This is a genomic window from Hymenobacter sp. BT18 (genome assembly GCF_012273015.1).
In the GTDB taxonomy this organism is placed as follows: Bacteria; Bacteroidota; Bacteroidia; order Cytophagales; family Hymenobacteraceae; genus Hymenobacter; species Hymenobacter lutimineralis.
On sequence record NZ_CP050954.1, the window covers coordinates 4,650,420 to 4,672,895 of the forward strand.

Annotated in this window: 20 protein-coding genes; 3 read left to right on the plus strand and 17 right to left on the minus strand. The window is 58.5% G+C overall.

Annotated features, from left to right (window positions below; translation table 11 throughout):
- Positions 1-36 precede the first annotated feature (36 nt).
- The 8 genes from HER32_RS19955 to HER32_RS19990 form a co-directional block, all read right to left on the minus strand.
- On the minus strand, positions 37-1,620 hold the full coding sequence (locus HER32_RS19955; RefSeq protein WP_168683137.1) for a S8 family peptidase: 1,584 nt from the start codon (positions 1,618-1,620) through the stop codon (positions 37-39).
- 184 nt (positions 1,621-1,804) lie between these two features.
- A complete protein-coding gene (locus HER32_RS19960; RefSeq protein ID WP_149071610.1) occupies positions 1,805-3,739 on the minus strand; it encodes a KUP/HAK/KT family potassium transporter in 1,935 nt (644 codons plus the stop codon).
- Between the two features lie 99 nt (positions 3,740-3,838).
- Complete coding sequence (locus tag HER32_RS19965; protein WP_168683138.1) at positions 3,839-4,348, minus strand: hypothetical protein; 510 nt, start codon at positions 4,346-4,348, stop codon at positions 3,839-3,841.
- An 83-nt stretch (positions 4,349-4,431) separates the two neighbouring features.
- A complete protein-coding gene (locus HER32_RS19970) occupies positions 4,432-5,064 on the minus strand; it encodes an FKBP-type peptidyl-prolyl cis-trans isomerase (RefSeq protein ID WP_168683139.1) in 633 nt (210 codons plus the stop codon).
- A 262-nt stretch (positions 5,065-5,326) separates the two neighbouring features.
- Positions 5,327-5,464 (minus strand): hypothetical protein, encoded by a 138-nt coding sequence (locus tag HER32_RS19975; protein ID WP_168683140.1) that lies wholly within the window; start codon positions 5,462-5,464, stop codon positions 5,327-5,329.
- A 156-nt stretch (positions 5,465-5,620) separates the two neighbouring features.
- Positions 5,621-6,334 (minus strand): class I SAM-dependent methyltransferase, encoded by a 714-nt coding sequence (locus HER32_RS19980; protein WP_149071613.1) that lies wholly within the window; start codon positions 6,332-6,334, stop codon positions 5,621-5,623.
- A gap of 120 nt (positions 6,335-6,454) precedes the next feature.
- Positions 6,455-7,546 carry an OmpA family protein gene (locus tag HER32_RS19985; RefSeq protein ID WP_168683141.1) on the minus strand — a complete coding sequence of 364 codons (1,092 nt, stop codon included), beginning with the start codon at positions 7,544-7,546 and terminating at the stop codon, positions 6,455-6,457.
- A 94-nt stretch (positions 7,547-7,640) separates the two neighbouring features.
- Complete coding sequence (locus tag HER32_RS19990) at positions 7,641-8,087, minus strand: DinB family protein (RefSeq protein ID WP_168683142.1); 447 nt, start codon at positions 8,085-8,087, stop codon at positions 7,641-7,643.
- Positions 8,088-8,368: 281 nt separating this feature from the next.
- On the opposite strand from HER32_RS19990, the gene HER32_RS19995 reads away from it, so the two are divergent.
- Positions 8,369-8,866 carry a DoxX family protein gene (locus HER32_RS19995; RefSeq protein ID WP_168683143.1) on the plus strand — a complete coding sequence of 166 codons (498 nt, stop codon included), beginning with the start codon at positions 8,369-8,371 and terminating at the stop codon, positions 8,864-8,866.
- The gene (locus tag HER32_RS20000; protein ID WP_168683144.1) at positions 8,853-9,233 is read left to right on the plus strand and encodes a hypothetical protein; all 381 of its coding nucleotides are present in this window, start codon (positions 8,853-8,855) and stop codon (positions 9,231-9,233) included. Before HER32_RS19995 ends, HER32_RS20000 begins: the two co-directional genes overlap by 14 nt.
- 29 nt (positions 9,234-9,262) lie before the next feature.
- Here the strand turns inward: HER32_RS20000 and HER32_RS20005 are convergent, their stop codons facing one another.
- Positions 9,263-11,086 carry a peptidoglycan D,D-transpeptidase FtsI family protein gene (locus HER32_RS20005; protein ID WP_168683145.1) on the minus strand — a complete coding sequence of 608 codons (1,824 nt, stop codon included), beginning with the start codon at positions 11,084-11,086 and terminating at the stop codon, positions 9,263-9,265.
- Positions 11,087-11,249: 163 nt separating this feature from the next.
- Between HER32_RS20005 and HER32_RS20010 the strand changes: the two genes are divergently transcribed.
- Positions 11,250-12,383 (plus strand): M50 family metallopeptidase, encoded by a 1,134-nt coding sequence (locus HER32_RS20010; protein WP_168683146.1) that lies wholly within the window; start codon positions 11,250-11,252, stop codon positions 12,381-12,383.
- Positions 12,384-12,491: 108 nt separating this feature from the next.
- Here the strand turns inward: HER32_RS20010 and HER32_RS20015 are convergent, their stop codons facing one another.
- From HER32_RS20015 to HER32_RS20050, 8 genes are all read right to left on the minus strand, one after another.
- A complete protein-coding gene (locus HER32_RS20015) occupies positions 12,492-13,562 on the minus strand; it encodes a DUF3667 domain-containing protein (protein WP_168683147.1) in 1,071 nt (356 codons plus the stop codon).
- 87 nt (positions 13,563-13,649) lie between these two features.
- Positions 13,650-14,603, minus strand: a complete 954-nt coding sequence (locus HER32_RS20020) for a hypothetical protein (protein ID WP_168683148.1) — start codon at positions 14,601-14,603, stop codon at positions 13,650-13,652.
- 364 nt (positions 14,604-14,967) lie between these two features.
- Complete coding sequence (locus HER32_RS20025) at positions 14,968-15,501, minus strand: GNAT family N-acetyltransferase (RefSeq protein WP_168683149.1); 534 nt, start codon at positions 15,499-15,501, stop codon at positions 14,968-14,970.
- A 281-nt stretch (positions 15,502-15,782) separates the two neighbouring features.
- Positions 15,783-16,250: a DUF6843 domain-containing protein gene (locus HER32_RS20030; protein ID WP_168683150.1), complete on the minus strand. Its 468-nt coding sequence runs from the start codon at positions 16,248-16,250 to the stop codon at positions 15,783-15,785.
- Positions 16,251-16,565: 315 nt separating this feature from the next.
- Positions 16,566-17,375, minus strand: coding sequence for a hypothetical protein (locus tag HER32_RS20035; protein ID WP_168683151.1), 810 nt, complete (start codon positions 17,373-17,375; stop codon positions 16,566-16,568).
- A gap of 284 nt (positions 17,376-17,659) precedes the next feature.
- Positions 17,660-18,235 carry a hypothetical protein gene (locus tag HER32_RS20040; RefSeq protein ID WP_168683152.1) on the minus strand — a complete coding sequence of 192 codons (576 nt, stop codon included), beginning with the start codon at positions 18,233-18,235 and terminating at the stop codon, positions 17,660-17,662.
- A 181-nt stretch (positions 18,236-18,416) separates the two neighbouring features.
- The gene (locus HER32_RS20045; RefSeq protein WP_168683153.1) at positions 18,417-18,914 is read right to left on the minus strand and encodes a DUF1493 family protein; all 498 of its coding nucleotides are present in this window, start codon (positions 18,912-18,914) and stop codon (positions 18,417-18,419) included.
- A gap of 64 nt (positions 18,915-18,978) precedes the next feature.
- Positions 18,979-22,449, minus strand: coding sequence for a methylmalonyl-CoA mutase family protein (locus HER32_RS20050; protein WP_168683154.1), 3,471 nt, complete (start codon positions 22,447-22,449; stop codon positions 18,979-18,981).
- Positions 22,450-22,476: the final 27 nt, after the last annotated feature.

Consider the following 22,476-nt stretch of genomic DNA (forward strand, 5'->3'; position numbering starts at 1 on the left):
CTTTTTCGTGCCGCTTGGGAACCAATGGAGGAGCGGTTAAAGCGGCTGCGCGCCCAGGGCTGCGGCTACATTTACCCGGCCCCAGCCGAAGGAGGAGCTGCGGGCCGCGCGGTTGCTGCTGGCCGCTACCAGTCGTCCCATAATTTGTGTCCGGGTTTCGTTGGGGTACTGGGCCCACACCAGCGCGGCCATGCCCGCCATGCTGGCCGTAGCCACCGATGAGCCGCCCACGGTGGAAGGAGCATCACCACTCTGAGCCAGCGTTAAAGCGCGCAGGTTGTTGCTGCGGCGCTGCATCACCACGGTGAATTCCACGTCGGAGCCCACGTGGCACTCATCACAGCGCGTAGCCAGGTCGTCTTTTACGCCCGTTACGGCTACGGCCTCAGTAAGTGAGGCCGGGTAGATGACCCCAACCCAGCCCGCCGACCAATCAAAGGAAGTGCCCGCGGCGCAGAAAATAAGTTTTCCCTTGCCGTAGGCGTAGCGGATGGCGTCCGTCATCTGGGAAGAGGACGTTAGGCGCCCCATGCTCATGCTGATGATGCGAACATCCGCGCGGTTGGCGGCCAGCAGAAAGGCGTTGGCAACGCCTTGCACCTCGCGGCTGGCATCCAGGAAGACGTCCTCGGCGGCCCGGATGGTTATCAGGTTGGCATTGTAGGCTACCCCCACAGCGTTGCCATCCGTACCGCGCGGAGCCGCGGCTGCCCCGGCCATGCTGGTGCCATGTCCGCAGCCGTCGTTCGGGGTTTCGGCGCTGCCATAGGGAATGCCGAAGATGGAGTTGCGGGGCAGCGTAACGAGGCGTTCCACGGTGCGCCCCGAACTCAGGCCCTGGTTGAAGGCCGAGCCCAGGTTTTCCTGCGCATCGGAAGAGCCCGTATCAATGACCACCAGCTTGATGCCGCTGCCCGTGCTTTGGCTCCAGGCACTCCGGATACCGTGGTACTGGTCGGCCTGGTGCCAGGAGGACTTGCTGCCATTGCTCAACACAGTGTAGTCGGCGCCTTCCAGCAGCCCGGCCGTTGCTGTGTTGCTACCACAGCCGGAGGAGCTGAGGGTGGAGGCGGTGCCGCGCGCGGCGGCCCGGGTGCTGCCGGGCTCATAGCCCATGGGCTCGGCGTAGCGCACCAGCCCCGAGGCCCGCAACCGGCGGATGGTGCCAAGCTCCTGCACACGGACCGTGACAACGGGCAAGGCATTCGGCTCAAACACCAGCAGCTTTTCCAGGGTCAGGTCCGGCTGGGTTTTGCGTTCCTCGGCCAGAATAAGATCCAGCACCTGCTGACGGGCCGCCTCCCAGCGGGGGAGAAGGCGGGCATCGGCGGGCAGGCTGTGCGCCCCTTCCCGGCCCAGGGGCTGGTACCCCACGGAAAGCACGTGGTCGGAGCGCAGCAGGGCACTCCACACCACGTTGGCCGGGGCTTGGTTCCAGTTGTAGGATCCTGTTTTCCGGAGCTGCGTCCAAATTTCGTTGTCCAGCTGCTGGCTGGTCAGGGCCGTGGTGGGCTCGGCAGTGGGTTGGGGCTCGAGCCGGGCTTGGTCGGCCTCGTGCTGACAGCCGGTAAGCAGCAGCGCTACAAGCGCCGCAGGAGCTAGGGTAAGACTACGCATCATGGGGGTGGGTTTGGTTGAGAAGAGCGTTGAAAGAATAAGGGAAACAAAATCTTGCTTAAATTCAACTATAAACCGGTGTAACACTTTGGCATTTACGCCGGATACGCCCTGCCCAGCAGCCGAAAAAGCCCCGCTGACGCTCAGCGGGGCTTTTTCGGCATGCCTACTATGTATGGTTTGGGTACTACTGCACGCGCTGCAGCGACACTTCCCGCACCGGCGTAATCACCAGCGGCACCTTTTCTACTTTCACGGAGGAAGTGTCCAGCCCAAAGTACTTGTCTTCGGAGGCAATAAACTGCTTGATGTAGAAGTACGCCTGCATCACCAGCTTTTCCACCCAGGGAAAGTCATTTTCTACCGACAGGAATTTCTCCAGCACCACAAAGCGGAAGTCGCCGGTAACGTGCTGCTTGCTGAGGGATTCGTAGCGGGAGGTAATATCCACTTCCTTGTTGCGCACCAGGTCTTCCACCACTTTGCGGAAGTACAGGTTGATGCGCTGCTCCACCCGGAAACCCAGCCGGAAGGTGATGCGGAATACGTCGTCGGGAGCCAGCTCCGTCACTTTGTACTCCATGGTATACGGCTCATCCGTGGTATCCACGTGCACGAACCAGTAGATATCGGCCCGCTTGGGGCGCTTCTGGAAGATGGAGTAGATGATCTTCGACTCGATTTCCGACTGTCGCTCGGCCGAGGACATAAATACCAGGTGGGTGGCGTACTTGGAAATGGATTCGTCGTTGCTGAGCTCCTTCAGGGCGTCGATATACGGCTCAATCTTCACGAACTCCGTGAGGCGGCGCTTGATGAAGTAGGCACGCAGCCACACGTACATCACCAAAATCAAGCACAGGCTGATGGCTACCGACACCCAGCCCCCGTGCGGGAACTTGATCAGGTTGGCAATCAGGAACGAACCTTCAATCAGCCCGTACACCATTAGAAACAGCCCCACCAGGGGCAGGGGCACCCGCTTGGCCCGCAGCCACATGGACAGCAGCAGCGTGGTCATGAGCATGGTGATGGTAATGGCCAGGCCGTAGGCGGCTTCCATGTGCTCGGAGCGCTGGAAGTATAGCACCACGGCAATGCACCCGAGCAGGAGCAGGCGGTTCATACTGGGCACGTACAACTGGCCTTTTACATTGGTGGGGTAGTTGAGGCGCACCTTGGGCCACATGTTCAGGCGAATAGCCTCGGCCACCAGTGTAAACGAGCCCGTGATAAGGGCCTGGGAGGCAATGATGGCCGCAATAGTGGCAATGCCAATGCCGATGAGCAGAAACCACTCGGGCATGAGGGAGTAGAAGGGGTTGCGGCCGGCCAGCTTTTCACCGGCGTGGGCCATTAGCCAGCCGCCCTGCCCAAAGTAGTTGAGCAGCAGGCAAAGCTTCACAAACATCCAGCTGATGCGGATATTGCCCTTGCCGCAGTGGCCCAGGTCGGAGTATAGCGCCTCGGCCCCGGTGGTACACAGGAACACCGCGCCCAGCAGCCAGAACCCGCCCGGGGTGTTCACCAGCAGGTTGTAGGCGTAATAAGGGTTGGCGGCTTTCAGGATTTCCGGGTGATGCACAATGCCGTACACGCCCAGCACGGCCAGCATCGAAAACCACAAAAACATAATGGGCCCGAAGGCTTTGCCAACAATCTGGGTGCCGAAGCTCTGCAGCAGAAACAACCCACAGAGAATGGCAATAACGATGTACATGGTAGGAATGCCCGGGTACACCGCTTCCAGGCCTTCAATGGCCGAAGAAACGGAAATAGGCGGGGTGATGACGCCATCGGCCAGCAGAGCCGCACCGCCCACAATGGCCACGGCCGACAGCCAGGCCCCACGCCGCCTTACCAGGGCATAAAGGGAGAATATGCCGCCTTCCCCGTTGTTGTCGGCGTTCAACGTGAGCAGCACGTACTTGATGGTGGTTTGCAGGGTCAGCGTCCAGAGTACGCAGGAAATGCCACCGTACACCAAATCCTGGGTGATGACGTCGGGCACAATGGCTTTCATCACGTACAGCGGAGACGTGCCGATGTCGCCGTAGATAATGCCCAGCGCAATCAGTAAACCCGCCGTGGATATGGCGGAGTGTCCGTGTTTGTCGTTCATACGGCGCAAAAAGTGGAATAGGGGCTATGCGAAAAAGCGCCCAAAGGTAGGCAAGGAAGCCGCAGTGGTGCAGCACCTTTTCAGAAAGAACAGTAGAGGTTACTCGCCCTCAGGCGGGGAAGGAGGTAGCGCCGCCAGCCGGGCGGCTTCTTCGGCGGCCCAGGCTTCGGCTGCCGCCTGCGCGGCCTCGTCGTGGCGGGCTTGGATGCGGCGGTTGAGTTCGGCAATAATCGGGTGCCAGGATTCGGCGGCGCCGGGCAGGGAAAAATACGCGGCCTCCCGGGCCAGGCGGTACAGGCGCAGGCGGTTGGTACCCCGCTGACCTATAATAAAAAGGACTGCTCCCAGAACAAGCCCAAGGACGGCGGGCGTGGTGCGCAGCCAGAACTGCAGGTACCCCAGCGCAACTAGCGTAAAGACAAACCCACCCAGCAGGTACCACAGCAGCCAGCGCACGGGCTGGAGCTCGGCCCGTTCCAGCTCCAGCAGCAGAAACGTCTGGCTGTGTACGCGCACCCGGTCGTGGCTTAAAGTCAGCCGGCCATCGGGGCTATGCAGCTCTGGGGCACGGTCGGGCGGAGGAGTAGCAGTAAGTTCCGGCTCAGACATGGCACGTGTAGGCCCCGGTTGGGCAGTGCTGGTAGTCGTCCAGCGCGGCGAAATGCCGCTTGAGCCAACCGGGGCCGAATACACTAGTTGTTTACTTTCAGCAGCTCCACGTCAAAGATCAACGTCGAGTCGGGGCCGATGTCGCGGCCGGCGCCCCGCTTGCCGTAGGCCATGTCCGACGGGATGTAGAGGCGCCACTTCGAGCCTTCCGACATCAATTGCAGAGCCTCTGTCCAGCCGGCAATTACCTGGTTTACGCCAAACGTGGCGGGCTGCCCGCGCTGGTAGGAGGAGTCGAACACGTTGCCGTTCAGCAGGGTGCCATGGTAGTGCGTGGTCACCTGGGAGCGGGGGCCGGGCTTTTTGCCCGAGCCTTCCGTCAGCACTTCGTACTGCAGGCCGCTGGGCAGGGTGGTTACGCCGGGCTTGTTTTTGTTTTCATTCAGGAAGGCTTCGCCTTCCGCTTTGTTCTTGCTCATGGCAGAGGGGTCTTGGTTATCGTCTTCGGATTCGGCGCCGCCAAACTGGGCTTGCAGTTGCTGCATAGCGGCCTCAATTTGCTGGGGGCTGAGCTGGCTGGGCTGGCCGGCCAGGGCTTCCTTCATGCTGGAAGCCAGCACGTCGACGTTCAGATCGAGGCCCTGCTCAGAGAAGTTGCGGGCCATATCGCGCCCGATGATGTAGCTGATTTGCTCTTTCAAGCCGGTCAGATCCATAGATTCACAAGGTTGTGCCGGTGTAGGCTACGCTGGCGGCTTCATTAGGCCAGGGCCGTCTACACGGGCGGTGAGTAAAACAAGTGCAAGCACCCCCGCAGAGGTACTTCGGTGTGAAGTACCGAAAACCGCTGAGAATGGATGCGGTTTTTTTTTCAGGCCCGGCGTAAGCTGCTGATTCTGACCAGCGGTTTGTTTGCCCGTAAACCAAACAAACCCCACGAAAGGTGGGGTTTGAGGCAAGCGGGGCGCAAAAGAGAGCTTAGCAGAAGTGAAGCTCTTCCTCGTCGTGCAGGTCAAAAAACAGGTTCAGGTCGCGTACCTGGGCAGCAAGCAGGCCCAACGAGCCCAGGCCTCCCAGCAACAACAGCGAAGAAACGGCGGCAGTGCTCTTTTTCATGGCAAGTAAGGTAGTGTTGTGTAAATCAGTTTGTTGGTTGCAAAGGTAATACGCAGTTGTGAATGAATTGTTATGCAAGCATACTTAATTTATGATGCGTGTCAGTAGAACGCTACTCCTTCGCGCTTACAAACAGAGCAATATTGCCATGCAATCTTACGCAGCCGGATAGTCTTGATTTTCGGTTAATACCAGCAGGGAATACCCTCCGAGGGTTTTGGTACAGAACTTCGGATGCACGGCGTAGAGTCCTTCCCGCAGCCAGTGCAGCACGTGTTCCTTGCGGGTCTTGTTTTTGTAGACCGGCTCCGTGTACCGCTTGGCAACAACCTTAAAGCCGTACTCAGCCAGCACGCTCAGGATAAAGTCTTCCGTGAAATTGTGAATATGGCCTACCCGGGCTTTTGATTCCAGCAGCATCTGCTCCCGCAGCAACGACCACACCGACATATCCAGCGGAATATGAAACAGGGTGTAACGGGCCTTGCCCACGATGCCGCGCAGAAAGGCGAAATAGTCGGTGAGGTGCTCCAGCACGTCGATGACCAGCAGCAGGTCGAAGGGGGCCGGGAGTGTAGCCTGCGTCAGGTCGAGGTGCTCGAAGCGCAGTTGGGGAGTGGCTTTTGGCTGGGCAATGGCCAAGGCATCCAGGGAAATGTCGTAGCCCACAAACTGCGTGGCCGGGGGCATGTGCCGGGCCAGCTGCACCAGAATTTCTCCGCTGCCGCAGCCTACTTCGGCCACCGTTTGGTAGGGAACCGGGTGGTGGCGCAGCAGGCTAAGTATCCGCTCAGCTTTAAAAGGAGCATCCTCCTCGTGCCAGGTGGGGTTGTGGGAGAGGTAGGTAGCGTCGTTGTAAATATCTTTCATGCTTGGCAGAATGGCCTGGCAAAGTACGGCAGCGCTCGGCACAACCAGGCTGGTTCTTGGGGGTACCCCGGAGGAAAGCTACGGAGGCCCCTTCTCCTTATCATCCCCGGCCGTGAGGGGCTACTTTATTGTATTGACTTCTACCCGGCGGTTGCGGGCGTCGGGAGAGGGGTAGAGGGGGCGGGCGTCGCCGTAGCCAATGGTGCTGACCCGCTCGGGCGCTACACCGGCTTTCACCAAGTAGGCTTTCACGGCTTCGGCCCGCTGCTCCGAAAGCACCAAGTTTTTCTCTGGTTCGCCCAGGCGGTCGGTGTGGCCGGCTACCTGAAGTTTGAGGTCGGGGCGGGCCAGCAGCTCCGCGGCCAGCTGGGCCAGGGCTGGCTGGGCCCCGGGCAGCAGCTCAGCCGTGCCCTGCCGGAACAAAACTGTGGGCAGCACCAGGGGCGTGGCCGAGAGCAGGGGGGCGGGGCGCGTAGTATCGGGAGTGGCCGAAGCAGGCGGCGAAACCGGAGCGGGTGAGGAATCTGGCGCAGGTGAAGGCGCAGGTTTGGGTTGAGTGGCAACGGTACCGTTTACTCGCACGGTAATAGGCACTACCGCGCTTTCGGGGGTGCGGTAATAGCCCTGCACTAGGTAAAACGTGGTGGTTTTGCTGAGTTTGGTGCGGTAGGTGTTACCCGTGGTCAGGGGCTGTTTTAGGCTGGCGTCGGCGTACCAGCGCACGTCCCGGCCCGATACGCGAATGGTCGTTTGGGTGGCCGCAGGCACCGACGCTGCCGATTTCAGCTTCACCCGATACAGCGAGAAAGAGCCATGGTCGCAAGTGCCTACCGGGTCGTAGGTGGCGCGGCCGGTTAGCTTTTCCTGGGCTGCGTCATACGTAAACGTGATGGCGCCTGCGCACCAGTAGCTAAAAGGCGTGGCGCCCGTTTCATTGAGCTTGCGCAGGTGTTCGAGGCGGAACCCGTTAGCGTTGGCAGTGGCCCGTACCTGAAAGGTAACGGTAGTGCCGGGCTGGGCGCCCACTTCCTGGTAGAGTACGCCAAACAGCCCGCTGCCTTTGCCCCGCTGGAGTCGGAGCACGGTTGGCCAGTTGGCCTCCGGTGTTTTGGCATCCACCTCCACGCCCTGCCAGATTCCCGTCAGATCCTGCCCGGTAGCCGTTCCCGCCAGCACCAGCAGAAGCATTAGTCCACACAAGAAGCCTTTCATACCGCTAAATAAACTGGATTTGGCCATACAGTCCAGCGCACTGACTAATGGAGCCACCCCACCGATAAGCGTGCTACGGCCGTTGTTTGGCTGTTTACGCGTCCAGCAGGCGGCGGTGGTAGTTTACCTGGCCGAGATGGTAAGCCAAGTGGGTAGCCAGGTGCACCAGAAAGTACTCCGTCGTCATGGGGGCATCAAACACCACCTGGGGGTAGATTTGCTGAACATCGGCTTCGGACAAGCGCCCTAGACTTTGGTCAACCAGCAGGCGGGTTTCCGCAAGCTGCGCCAGCAGCTCCGCCCGAGGCACGTAGCGGGCCGAAAACTCCAGGCTCCGCTGGCGCACGTAGGCCGCCCCACCCAGTTCGGCGCCAATGTACGTTTTGAGGTTGCCTATAAGGTGCAGGCAAAGGTTGCCGGCTGAGTTGGCAATGGCTTTATCGATTAGCCAGAGGTTTTGCTCGTTCTGGTAAAGAGTCACTTCCTCTTGTAGGCGAAGTAAGTCCCGGCTGAAAAGCCGGCGTAACGTTTCGGTTAGCATGCTGCAAACATAGAAAAACCCAGGTAGGGCCAAGTCGCTGTATGCTTAATGCAAGAGGTAAGCTGCGGCGGAGCGAAGGGGAAAAGGGTGTGGGGGCTAGCGGCTGAGCCAGGAGGGCCGGCGCAAATGCGCGAAATGCGTCCCATATCGGCTGGGAGCAAGTGTCAATATATGAATTGGAGCACCGGGCCACCGGCCGTTGGCGTGCTTTGGCTCACTTCCCGGTCACCATGGCCCATGAAGCCTGCTCCTGTCCTTCCTTCACCGCTTATCTTTTTTCTATGGTCCGTCTACTACGTTTTCTTGTTGAACCTCTCGTGCTGCCGCGCTGGTGGCAGGATGCGCTGCTGCTCTTGCCCCGGCTGGTATGCGGCTACCTGCTGGCCTTCGAGTTTGGGGCCGTAAAGTTCGGGCTGCCCTGGTCCCCGCCCGACCACAGCCTGGGGCTGTTTGAAGTAGCCTTCTGGTTTCCCGGCGACGTAGCGTCCTACGGTGGTCTCTTTGCGGTGCTGCCCGGCTTTTTTGCCTGGATGGGCGCCTTTAGTGAAGCCGTGGGCGGGCTACTGCTGGCCCTGGGGCTGGGTACCCGGGTGTCGGCCTTCCTGATTATCTGCACCATGCTGGTCGCCATTTTTATGCAGCAAATCCAGCAGGGGATGTGGAACACGCTGCCCGCGGCTGGCTTTCTGTGGGCCGCTCTGCCCGGGCTGGTGCTGGGCTCCGGCCGCTTCGGCCTCGATTATATACTAGCCAAACCCCGCCGCCATGAACACGTCTAGACTTTCACTATGGCTCAGCCTGGGTTTTTTGCTGCCCGCCTGCGTGCAGCCCGCCCACAACAAAACGGTGGTATACCTGCTCGATGTGCGCGGTATCCCCAATGTGCAGCAGGTAGGCCTGCGGGGCCGCGACAACCCCCTGAGCTGGGACCAGGACCTGCCTCTCACACCAGTTGGAAACGATAGTAGCCTCTACCGCACCGTGGTCACCACCCGAACCGGCTACCTGGTTACGGAGGTGAAGTTCACCGTTAACGGCGAGTTCGAGCTTCAACAGGCCGACAACCGCCGCATTGCGTTTGGTGCCCCCGGCGACACCGTGGTGTACCGCGCCCGGTTCAACGTAGCGGGCAGCCTCAAACCGTAGAGTTGGAAGCGGCGGGCTGCTAAATCGCGCTAGTCTTGCTTGGCCCGATTGATGATGCGCCGTTCCCAGTGCTTCCGCTTGGGCGCGATGTAGCCGCGCAGGTGCTTTTCCATCACCATCACGGCGCAGGGTGCGGCCGCAGTGGCCCCAAAACCGCCATTCTCCAGGTACACGGCTACGGCAATTTTGGGATTAGTAGCCGGAGCGAAGCCCACGAAGGCAGCATGGTCGTCGCCCTCGTCGTTCTGCACGGTGCCGGTTTTGCCAGCTACCGTAATGCCCACGTCAGCCAAGCTGGAGGCGTCAGCGGTGCCCCCGCGCTGCATCACAGCTACCATGCCGGGAATGAGGGCCGCAAAGTGGGCGCTGTCGATGAGGGTATGGTGCTTGACGGTGAAGCGCGGCAAGGGGCCATGTTCTCCAACACGGCGCACCAGGTGCGGGGTGTAGTACCAGCCCCGGTTGGCTACGATGGCGGCCATGTTAGCCATCTGCAACCCGGTAAGGTTGATTTCGCCCTGGCCGATGCTGAGGGAATAGATGGAGCGGTAGGTCCAGCGGCGGGTGCGGCGGGCTTTATCGTAGTACGCGGGCGTGGGCAGGAAGCCGGGAGCCTCCCGGGGCAGGTCTACGCCCAGCACGGAGTCCAGGCCGAAGGAGCGCACGTAGCGGCGCCACTGGGCCAGGTTGAGGTGACGGGCCGCCACGGTATCCTGAGCCAGGGAGTCGGGCACGTGGTTGATAACGTTCTGCATCACCTGGTAGAAGTAGGGGTTGCAGCTGTACTTGAGGCCCGCGGTGAGGGTTTTGGCTTTGGGGTGGTCGTGCACGCAGCTTACCAGGGACTGGTCGCAGCGGAAGCCGGTAGCCGGGGTGATGGCGCCCAGCTGCAGGGCCACGGCCGCATTCACCAGCTTAAACACCGAGCCGGGCGGGTTGGCGAGCATGGCCGGGCGGTTGAGTAAGGGCATGTCTTCGTGCTCCAGCAGCTCCGCGCGGACGCCCGCCTGGTCGGGGGCTGTGAGGGTAGCCGCCGGGTATACCGGCGCCGACACGTAGGCCAGGATTTCGCCGGTGCGCGGGTCGAGGGCGACAAGGTAGCCTTTGCGCCCGCCCATTAGCTTTTCGGCGTAGGCCTGCAGCTTCACGTCCAGGGTCAGGTGCAGGTCCTGGCCTTGCTGGAAGAGGGTGTCTTTGGCCCAGGAGCCGTGCTGCCGGCCCTGCTTGTCGAGCAGAGGGTGCAGGTAGCCGCGGTGGCCGTTGAGCAGGCCGTTGTAGTACGTTTCCAGGCCGCCGTTGCGCAGGCGGTAGAAGCGGCCCCGGCTGGTGCGCCGGGCCTGGCGCAGAAAAGGCTGGGCCTCGGCGTAGAGGTAGCCCAGGGCCGGGGCGCCCGCGGGCGAAGTATAAATGCGCTGGCGGCGCTGGATGAGGGCAAGGGTGGGCCAGGCGGCGCTGTCCTGGCGCACCCGGGCCACCTCGGCCGTGGTCAGCCGCAGCTGCACGCCCGAACTGGGGTGGGCTCCGGGGTAGGGCAGGGTCTCGGCAATGCGGCGGCGCACGGTGGTCGAGTCCCAGCCCAGCAGCACCCCCAGGGCCAGGGTGTCGAGGGGGTAGCGGCGCGGCAGCTTTAGCAGAAACTGGGAGCGGGTATCCACTAGCACCGAGTCGTGGCGGTCGAGAATGCGGCCGCGCTGGGGCAGGTCGGGCAGGATGATGCGCTTGGCCGTGTAGCGTATGCGCACATCCTGACTTGCACCGGGAACGTCGGTAGGCTGATCGGGAGATGAGCACGCTGCTAGCGCCAGTAGCAGCGCTACCAGACTATTTCCCCACTTCGAGATAACCGTACGCATGCAGTAAAGCTATACAATTGCCGGATGGTGGAGCCGGGCGTTAACCCTGGGTGCCGCTTTTTACCTGGGGCATACTGCTGGGCGAGAAGGAGCGAGGCTACTATATTTGAGGAGCTGCCGGAAGGCCACGCTGATTCGCACATTTCGATCTGACCCATTTGGTATGAAAAAACTCAAGCCACTCCTGCTGGGCCTGGCGCTGGGCGCGCTCGGTGGAGGTATTGGGTTCTGGGGTGCCCGCCAGGGCCTGAAGCTGCCCGCCACGGCCCACTGGAGCAAGGGGCAGGTGCTGGGGCTGCTGGCCTTGCTGCCGGTAGCGTGGCTGGTGGCCGTGGGCCTGCACGAGCTGGGGCACGCCCTGGCTGGGCGCCTGCAGGGCTTCCGGCTACACTGGCTGACGGTGGGGCCGCTGATGTGGCGCCGCCAGCCCTCGGGCCGCCTGCGCTTTGAGTGGAACCGCAACCTGAATACGGCCGGCGGCCTGGTCCTGAGTGTGCCACCCGACGACGTGCGGCTGCGCGAGCGGTTCCGGGTGTTTACGCTGGGTGGCCCGCTGGGCAGCTTGTTCTGGGCGGCCCTGGCGCTGGGGTTGTTTGCTTTGCTGCCCGTGTCCAGCCAAAGCACCTTGCCGGCTGTGGCTGTGGCCGTGAGCGGAGCCATTTCCGTGCTGCTATTTGTTTTCACGCTGCTGCCTTTTCAGGCCGGTGGATTTGCCAGTGACGGGATGCGCTTGCTCAACCTGAGTCGCCCGGGTCCGAAGCAGGAGCTGGAAGTGGCCATGCTCACGGCCACCATTCGCAGCATGGCCGGGGTACGCCCCCAGGAGTTGAGCCGTCCAGCCCTCGAAGCCGCCGATGCCCTTCAGGTAGAGCATTCCTACAAAGCCTACGTGGCCTACTACCTCTACCAATACCACCTTGACGCTGGCGACCCGGCCGCGGCTGGGCTGTACCTGGCCCGCTACCGCGCCCACCTGGACCAGCAGCCGGTGGCCCTGCAAGCCAGCGGCTGGCTGGAGGCCGCGTTTTTCAGCGCGGCCTACGAGCACGACGCCCAGGCGGCGCGCACCTACCAGGCCCGGGCCGTGGTCAACGCCCACACGCCCACCGAGCAGCCGTTTCGGGTAGAGGCTGCCTTGGCCCGCCTGGAAGGTAACGCGGAGCGGGCCCGCACCCAAGCTGAAGCTGCCCTGCGCGAGCTGCCACGCACCCTAAGCCAGGGCAGTGCCCGCCTCTACGAGGACTGGCTGCGGGAGACGCTACGCTGGGCGGAGCAAGCAGCTGCCGTAAGCGCGTAGTCAGCTCTGCGGCAGCTTATGGTAGAGGGGTAGAGCTGAACGTTTAGCCCTGGACCAGAGGCGGTGTAACCCTGGTTGGTTGCGTGTGGGCTTAGCCCAATGCAAGGCTTACACCAGCACCATGCTCAACCCCAGCGCCCCCATCAGCCCAAAGGCAATGATAAGGCTGTAGAGCCCGAGCAGGAAAACGAACTTCAACGCGGTTTTCAGCCAGTTCTGCTGGTAAGCCTTGCGCAGGGCCACGGCTAGGTAAACAGCGAGCAGGGGCAGCACCAGCAGGACGGCCTTGGAGGGGACGTGGGCAAACAGGCTCAGCACCATCATCAGGGAAAACAGCAAAAAGGCAAAGCAGTGCACATGAATGGCAAACATCAAATGAGCCAGGTAGTACTGCTTGCGGCGCACGTACAGCAGCTTCAACAGAAGGGCAAACACGGGCATGAGCACGAACATCATCAGCGAAATACCGCGTACGAACTGATGGGAAATATCCTGCTCCGACGACTGCATCACGCGCCGGCCCTGCCGCGCTATAAAACGCCCCAGAAACGAAGGTTCCTGGCCGTGGCGGCGCAGCAGCTCATCGAGCTGGGCGGAGGAATATTCTGGCAGCTCCCGCCATTCCTGCGGGGTGTAGAGTATGCCATTCCACCGGCGGTAGTCCACAGTGTCGCTGTTCACATCGGTATTCACGATGCCGTTGAGGACAGATACGTGCCGAGTATTGCGCAGCATGCGCTTGACCTGGACGGAATCAGCAGAGGCTAGCTGGCCTGCCAGGCGTATGGAATCGGCTCGGTACTGGATGCTGGTCTGCCGGACTCGTTGGCCCAACGTGCGTATTTCGCCGTGCTCCGGGGCGTGCAGGGCCACCGAAAGCAGCAGGAAAAACACAAAGCTGATGAACACATACAGGCGCACGGGCGGCACGTAGGCCACGCGCTTGCCTTCCCAGAAATGGCGCGTGAGGGCCCCCGGCGCAAACAGCAGCTGACGCATAGTGCGGAACACCTTGCCATCGAAGTGGAATAGGCCTTCGAGCACCTCTTCGGCTACGTGTCCAAAGGAGAGGTCGAGGGGGTGGTTTTGCTGGCCGCAGTCGGGGCAGTAGTTTTCGGCCGCCTTGAAGTCGTGGCCGCAATTGGCGCAGGAGGGTAGCTTATGGGCGGAGTGCGCCATTGCAGAGAGAGGTAAGGAAGTCGGTGCGGTAGGGCGGCGCAAAGTAAGCATCCGGCCACCGGATTCAAGCCGTGCGCAAAGACTGGGTTACTCCTCGGTATCAGCCGATGCTTTGGGGCCGCCCCCGAACATGAGTGCCATGGCTTGCACCCCAATCTGCATAGCGTCTTTGGCATAATCGAGCACGGGTGCCGTGGTAGCTACTTTTAGCTCCTGATCGGTGACGGGCCGGACCTGCACGGTGGCAAACTCATACCGCAGCTGCTGCTTACGCTCCTTATCGAAGTACACCACCAGCCGGGTGATGCCGTGGGCCTGGTTGACGTACACCGGGTGGGCGAAATTCAGGCTCTGCGGAATCTGCGGGGAAGTCCACACATCCAGGGCAACGGGCTTGTTCCCCAACTGGCCGGGGCCATCCGGCTTGGCTCCCTCGGCGCCGGGCTTGAGCGTGTACGTGGTCTTCTGACTGGGGTAGCCCGCTACCAGCACCGTTTCGGGTGTGGTGCGCAGGGTGTAGTCCACATCCGTTACCACAATGCTCTGCCAGGTTCTTTCCACTGAGGCGGCATCGTAGGTGTAGTTTACGTTCTGAGGCGTCGACTGCGAAGCCATGCGCAGCAGGCCTTTGTTGGTGGCGAGGTTGAAGTAGTTTTCGAGGTGATAGGTGAGGGCATCGGTGGTGGCGCGGGCTTCCTTGCCCCGGCAGTAGATGGTGCCCTTGCGCGGCAGCATCATGGCCCCGATGGTCAAAGCCGGGCTGAGGGTGGCCGCTGCGGCTTGAAGCTGCTGTTGTTCCGCCGCCGTGAGGCGCCCGGCCAGTTGCTGCAGTTGCCCCTGGATGTTGCCCTTAGCCGGATCTACCTGGCTGAGCAGCTTATCATACGGGTTGCCAGGCAACGATACGCGGGTGGTGATAACGCCTTGGGTGAAATTAGCCACCGGAGCAGAGGCAGCGGTAGGAGCAGGGCTGTAGCCCGCCGCTGCCAGCAGCACCGTGAACGGAAGAAGAGACCAGGCAAAGGAGCGAGTAAGGCGCATAGGGGAGAGGATAGGTTCTGATACCCCCAAAACTATAGATAAAATCAAGGTATAGTCCCGTAGCGCGTTTTAAGCCGCAGTAGCAGGACGGGTGGGAAAGGCAATGGAGAGGACGCAGGAAAGCCTGCATGGTTAGGGAAGGAAGAAAATGAATCCGGCCCGTACCTCGGAGAGAGGGGCGGGCCGGTTTGGTTCTAGGGTCCGATAAGATAGAACGGGTACCACGCTGACCAATTGACTCCGCGCGGCGCGGTACCGGCTGGCCGCTGGGGCGGTTATGGGCGGCTGGGGCTTCCCGTCAGGAATGGGTCACAATTACGCATCTAGCGCGGGGCAAAATTGTGCTAAACCTCCCCGTTGGATGTTATGCTGAGCGCAGGTTAGCTGTTAATTTGAATAGTATAAGATTTTCGTCAGAAATACTTTCTCTAGTGAAATTCAATTTTTCTAGAAGTCTTGTTGATTCCTGATTTTCAAAGTGCGTATGAGCTTCTATAGCGCTTAGCCCAAGGTCATTAAACCCGAAGTCAACTACTTTTGTGGCTGCTTCATGCATTATTCCCTTTCCCTGAAAGTCTGGTAGTAATTCGTAGCCAATTTCCGCCGTGTTATTATCTTCGGAAAAGCTAAATAAGCAAATTGTCCCAACTGGTTTCTCATCATCGCCCAGCGTAATGGCCCAGTAAATGGCATCGTTCCGTTGAACGCTTTCATTGATAGCCCGGATGAAGACCTGGGCATCCTGCATTGATTCGCTGGGCTTTCTACCAAGGTATTTGTTTACCTGCTCGTTTGAACGCACGCTAAATATTGCTTCGTCATCACTGCTTCTGAGTTGCCTCAAAGTCAGCCTTGCTGTTTTTATAACCGGGAACGGAGTAAAGCTTTTGCCCATCATTGCTTACTAAGAACTGGTGAGAAAATCAGGTTTGAGCAAGAAAAAGAGCCAAGAGCTTGCGAGGGGTCTTGCTGTGCTCTCGGGTGCCTTTGCCCGACGCAAGTTTAGCGCAGTCTAACTCATGACTGGCCTTATCGAAGGCTGGGCATCTACCAACAGCACGATTAGGATGCCCGGACGACTCCGAGCGGAGCGGCACCGGCTGGCCGCTCGGGCGGCTTCGGAGGCTGTACCTTTACCTCAAGGATAGTTACGAGGTACGGCTGCACGGATCGGGTTAGTTAATTAACTATCGCAGGAATACTATTGTCAAGTGGGTTTACTTCTGTAAGGCTATCTGGCAAGGCGAAGTTAAAAGGTCTGTTTGTAACATAAAATGATTCTACAGCGTGCCATTCATTGTTTATTAATATAGAAGTATGGTACGGCTCGTGAATAAATGTTTTACCTTTTTCTATACTCTTAAGCTCTGTTAGACTGTCCTTTGAATAGTAAAAGAATTTTTTGGTATAGAAGCCATTCATTCCTTTTCCCTCAATGTAGTATTTTGTTAGGTCACTGGTTAAAATAAGTATTTCTGTTTTTCCGGATGTTTTATGGAAAGATTTTCCTTTGGCTTCGTAGATAATATTAATCCAGCCTTTGTAATTATTTGGTATAAAATAGTATCTATCAACTGTTGGATTTCGGCAACTATACAATGCTGAAAATGAAACCATGATTAGAATAACTGTAATAGGGAACTTCATCTGCTTGCTTTGGAGGTTCGATTTATTTCTATGAGGCCTATGCTGCTGTGTGCCCCCAAACTGGCGCGAGTTTAGGCGTAGCCGTAACGCATGCAAAACTATGCCGGGAGGCTGGGCCTCCTCCGTTAGAACAAGCCACGACACGCCCGAAGCGCGCCGCCCGGACTACTCCAAGCGGTGCGGCTTCAACTTGCCGCGTTCCGACAGTGGAGGTACAACCTCCACGTCAAGGCAGGTCACGAGTTACGGCTGCGCCTAAACTTGCGCCAGTTTGGGGAGCTTTGTGATTGATTCCCCATGAACAATGATTCTGAGCTATTGATAATACTCGTATTCATATGTCTTGGCAAATTGGGGTTTAGCCTCTAAGTCATACTCCACCGTTTTTGTCAATTCTTTCCGCTGGTTGTAATACTCTGTTCTTAAGAGGGACTTTGTGTTTGCCCCTGTGCTACTATAGGTAATTTTTTTATTACCATTCTTATCTGTCTTTACTGTAGGCCCAAGAGGCAGTGTGTTGACGGCGAAGACGTCTGCTTGTATAACCTGACCCTTTTCATTCTTCGTGTATTCCCAGATTTCCCTTTGTTCGTCGTCCCTTTCGCCGTTAAAAAACCGGAACATACTGGACCGAATTAACCAGCCGCTGGCGTCGTATTGGTACTCGTAGTCATAGATGGGCTCTTTGCGCTCGTTCACAATACGGTGAGCTACTTCTTTCCCCTGAGCGTCGTAGGTACAGTAAGATGCGTAGTCGAACCTTTCCTTTACCATAAAAGGCCGTTTCTCCCCGCGACGGTAAATGTAGCTACTACCGGGCATCCACTTTTTGAGGTACTTGTTATACCAAGTTTCTGCTTGCAGGGTAGAATCACGATTGAGTTTATAAACACTTAATCCAACCGTGTCACCTTCATACCCCAAAGAAAGCTTACGTTTCAATTCGCCGTTGGGATAGAACTCGCATTTGACTACCATCCACTTGGCTCTTCCCTGTGTAGTTGTATCGGCCCATGCTTTCCAGGTTGTCACACTTTTCGTTTTGCGTAGCGCAGGCTTTGGGGTACTAAAACCCGTCAATAGCAACAACATTAAGCATCCGGCGAGCAAGTCCGTTTTCTTCATAAGTGATTTCGCGTAGCTACCTCGTTTTCTGGCCCTATCCAGCACGCTAAACTGTGTAAGAGTAGGTGAAATTGTCTCATCAGCAATTATCGGGTTCTAATACTGCCCGCCCCCGCGCCCCCGCCGCCTCTTGCTGTGGCGAGGGAGGTGGCAGAAGCTGCTTTAGCCACGTCGCGTAATAGGTGCCGATTATGAACGACTCCCTGCTCTCCTGATATTCAGAAGGTAGGGCGTCGAAATGTTTTGAATTGCAATAGTTGAGATTGATGTTTCGCACTTGTACATCATCTTTTACCGTACTCTAGTTGCTCAGATACTGGCTTGGATGGATAAAGTTTTGTGAAAAACTTTCCGCCTTTCTGATTTTCATACTCCAACAGTATATAGTCAATATTTTTACCCGACGATAATTCGCGCTCTATTTGCTCTCGCTTACTAACCTCAGCTTGATATGTAGCACGTTTTTTAATATCAAATTGAATGCGTTGATGACCTAGTAATGGTTGTGTATTATCTATCTGTTGCCGATTGAAAGGCGATAAAGCACCTGAAATCATGATGCCCCCGGTAATATTATAGGATACATGAGGCGAGTTATTAGTGATAAAAATTGAATGAGAAAAATCACCCTGATAAATGCCGATGGCATTGGGCCGAGTGTATAACTCATGCTCTGGTACAGACTTGTCAATGAAACCTTGGAATCCACTTGAGTACGAGCCAGACTCCATCCGGATTGCGAGTTTGGGTTGATTAAATTTTGCCAACCATCCAGACAAAAAGGGAATGCCAGCACGGCTTATCAGGCCTAGTATTGTGGTAGAAAGGCTCATTGAGGAATCTTGAGGAGTTGGCTCCATTTTAAATAAAAATTAATTGGAAAGGATTAGGTGCGTCTTAGCCCCTACATATTCCGCCGGTACTGCCCAACAACCTCAAATAGCGCATTCGTAACCTGCCCAGCGAGCAGAACTTCACGTTTCCATTAGCTCCTCGAAGAGCTTGCCGTTCTGGATAGCGACTTGTTGGAGTGGCTGTGAGCTATACCAGCACGAAACGTACCCGCTCCCGTTTCACGAAGTGTCCTGCGGCAGCGGAAGCTACTAAGTCGCCGATGGTCAGAATTTCATGCCGAGGTTTAGGTGTTGACGCGAAAGGGTTGCCTATGGGCTCCTTGATGAGGCTTATAGCTGCTTTGGAGTTAAAGGGTAAGTAGACAAGTCCTATCAATAACTTAGTGGTCCAGGCTACGGCGTAAACCGACAGAAAGAGTAGGAATACGATGAGGTGAAGTGGGTTGCCCTCGAAACCTTCAGGACTAATCAGGCCAGTGAAATCGAACTTGGATACATCAACCCTGAACTGCTCAGAGAATTCAAGCAACAATTCTTCGGTTTCGAGCCCGACAACGCACATGTCTTCTTCTACTCCGGTACGTAGGCCGTATTCCGCTTTACAGCCTAGCCGATCCTCAACGAAGGCAGGCACCTGCTCTGCAGCCCGGCGTAAATCGGCGAAACGAACTTCAATGATTTCCATAAGAATATGAAAGGGTGCTACCTCAGCAAGGTAACACCCTTTCATATTCAACCAAATAGACTGTCTACATATTCCGGCGGTACTGCCCGCCAACCTCAAACAGCGCATTCGTAATCTGGCCCAGTGAGCAGAACTTTACCGTTTCCATCAACTCCTCGAAGAGGTTGCCGTTCTGGATGGCTACTTGCTGGAGTTGCCGGAGGCGGGTTTCGGTCTGGTCGGCGTTGCGGGTGTGCAGGATGTTGAGCATCTCAATCTGGTACTGCTTTTCCTCTTCCGTGGCCCGGATAACCTCGGCGGGCACCACCGTGGGCGAGCCTTTGGAGGAGAGGAAGGTATTCACGCCGATGATGGGATACTCGCCCGTGTGCTTGAGCATCTCGTAGTGCATGCTTTCCTCCTGAATCTTGCCGCGCTGGTACATGGTTTCCATGGCGCCCAGCACGCCGCCGCGCTCCGTGATGCGGTCAAACTCCATCAGCACGGCCTCTTCCACCAGGTCGGTGAGCTCCTCGATGATGAAGGAGCCCTGCAGCGGGTTTTCGTTTTTGGCTAAGCCCAGCTCCCGGTTGATGATGAGCTGAATGGCCATAGCCCGGCGCACCGATTCCTCGGTGGGGGTGGTAATGGCCTCGTCGTAGGCGTTGGTGTGCAGGGAGTTGCAGTTGTCGTAGATGGCGTAGAGGGCCTGCAGGGTGGTTCGGATATCGTTGAAGTCGATTTCCTGGGCGTGCAGGCTCCGGCCGCTGGTCTGGATGTGGTACTTGAGCATCTGGCTCCGGGCGTCGGCGCCGTACTTGAGCTTCATGGCCTTGGCCCAGATGCGGCGCGCCACGCGGCCGATAACGGCGTATTCGGGGTCGATGCCGTTGGAGAAGAAGAACGACAGGTTCGGGGCGAAGTCGTTCACGTTCATGCCCCTGCTCACGTAGTACTCCACGAAGGTGAAGCCGTTGCTGAGCGTTAGGGCCAGCTGGGTGAGGGGGTTAGCCCCGGCCTCCGCAATGTGGTAGCCGGAAATAGACACCGAGTAGAAGTTGCGGACCTTCTCCTTGATAAAATACTCCTGCACGTCGCCCATCAGGCGCAGGGCAAATTCAGTGGAGAAGATGCAGGTGTTCTGGGCCTGGTCTTCCTTGAGAATGTCGGCCTGCACGGTGCCGCGCACCTGGCTGAGCGTACGTTTCTTGATGGTTTCGTACACGTCAGCGGGCAGCACTTGGTCGCCGGTCACGCCGAGCAGCATCAGGCCCAGGCCGTCGTTGCCCTGGGGAAGCTCGCCCTGATAGCGGGGGCGGTTGAGGCCCTTGTCGGCGTAAATCTGGTTGATCCTGGCTTCGACGTCTGCCTCTAAGCCTTGCTCTTTGATGTAGAGCTCACACTGCTGGTCGATGGCGGCGTTCATGAAGAAGGCAGCCAGGGTAGCGGCGGGGCCGTTGATGGTCATCGACACCGAGGTGCTGGGGTTGGCCAGGTTGAAGCCGGAGTAGAGCTTCTTAGCGTCGTCGAGGCAGCAGATGCTCACGCCGGCGTTGCCAATTTTGCCGTAGATGTCGGGCCGGTGGTCGGGGTCCTCGCCGTAGAGGGTCACCGAGTCGAAGGCCGTGCTCAGGCGCTTGGCGGGCAAACCCATGCTCACGTAGTGGAAGCGGCGGTTGGTACGCTCGGGGCCACCTTCGCCAGCAAACATGCGGGTGGGGTCTTCGCCCTCACGCTTGAAGGGAAATACGCCGGCGGTGTAGGGAAACTCACCGGGCACGTTTTCCTGAAGCTGCCAGCGTAGCAAATCACCCCAGGCCGTGTAGCGCGGCAGGCTGACTTTGGGAATCTGCTGGTTACTCAGGCTGGTGGTGTGCGTCTGGATGCGGATTTCCTTGTCGCGCACCTTGAAGACGAACTCCGGGGCCTTGTAGGCGGCTACCTTTTGCGGCCAGGTCTCCAGGAGTTTCCAGTTTTGGCCGTCCAGACGGAGCTTGACCTCCTCGAAGGTGCTCTCCAGGCCGGCAATGAGGCTTCTTCCTCCGGCTCCGTTGCTGCCGTTCCCGCTGCCAGATCCGGTAGGGGTGTTTCCGAGGCTTTCGACGGCTCCGATGGCTTGTCGGATTCCATAGAGCTGCTGAGCAACGTCAGCTTGTTTTTGAACCCACTGATCATATTGGCGGTTGGTTTCGGCTATTTCGGAAAGGTAACGGGTGCGGTGGGGCGGAATGATATAAATCTTCTCCGAGTTTTCCTGGCTGGTTTCGAGCTGGGACGCGAAGGGCACGCCGGTTTTGGCTTCCACCGTGGCCAGCACGGCGCGGTAGAGGCGGTTCATGCCGGGGTCGTTGAACTGGGAGGCAATGGTGCCGAACACGGGCATAGAGTCCAGGGGCTTTTCCCAGTGGCCGTGGTTGCGCTGGTACTGCTTGCGCACGTCGCGCAGGGCGTCGAGGGCCCCGCGCTTGTCGAACTTGTTGAGGGCAATGACGTCGGCGAAGTCGAGCATGTCGATTTTCTCCAGCTGAGTGGCCGCCCCGTACTCGGGCGTCATCACGTAGAGGCTGGCATCGGAGTGCTCGATGATTTCGGTGTCGGACTGGCCGATGCCGGAAGTTTCGAGGATGATGAGGTCGAAGCCGGCGGCGCGCACTACGTCCACGGCGTCCTGCACGTACTTGCTCAACGCCAAGTTGCTTTGGCGGGTGGCCAGGCTGCGCATGTACACCCGGGGCGAGTTGATGGAGTTCATCCGGATCCGGTCACCCAGCAGGGCCCCGCCGGTTTTGCGCTTCGAGGGGTCGACGGAGATGATGGCAATGGTCTTCTCGGGGAAGTCCATCAGGAAACGGCGCACCAGCTCGTCCACCAAACTCGACTTACCAGCCCCACCGGTGCCGGTGATGCCCAGAATTGGGGTCTTGGTAACGGTGGCAGAGGAGTCGAGGCGCTGGTCGTTGCTGCCTTCGGCCTGCTGGAAGTCGGCCACCAGTTGGGCTTTCACCCGCTCAAACTCTTCGGGGAAGTTCTCGGCGGCCGAAATCAGGCGGCCGATGCTGCGGGCGTCTTTCTCCTTTACGTGGTTGACCTCGCCGTTCAGGTTCTGGCCGGTGGGGAAGTCGCAGCGCTGGAGCAAGTCGTTGATCATGCCCTGCAGGCCCATGGCGCGGCCGGCGTCGGGGGAGTAGATCTGCTCGATACCGTAGGCGTGCAGGTCCTCAATTTCGGTGGGCAGAATCACGCCGCCCCCGCCGCCGAACAGGCGGATGTGGCCCGCGCCCCGCTCCTTGAGCAGGTCGTGCATGTACTTAAAGTACTCGTTGTGGCCGCCCTGGTAGGAGGTAATGGCAATGGCCTGGGCATCTTCCTGGATGGCGCAGTCCACGATTTCCTGCACTGAGCGGTTGTGACCCAGGTGGATTACTTCGGCGCCGCTGCTCTGGATGATGCGGCGCATGATGTTGATGGCGGCATCGTGGCCGTCGAACAGGGCGGCGGCCGTTACGATGCGGATATGGTTTTTCGGCTTATACGGAGCGGCGGGAGCTGCTTGCATTACGGGGTGGAGTTGGGTGGAATTTGG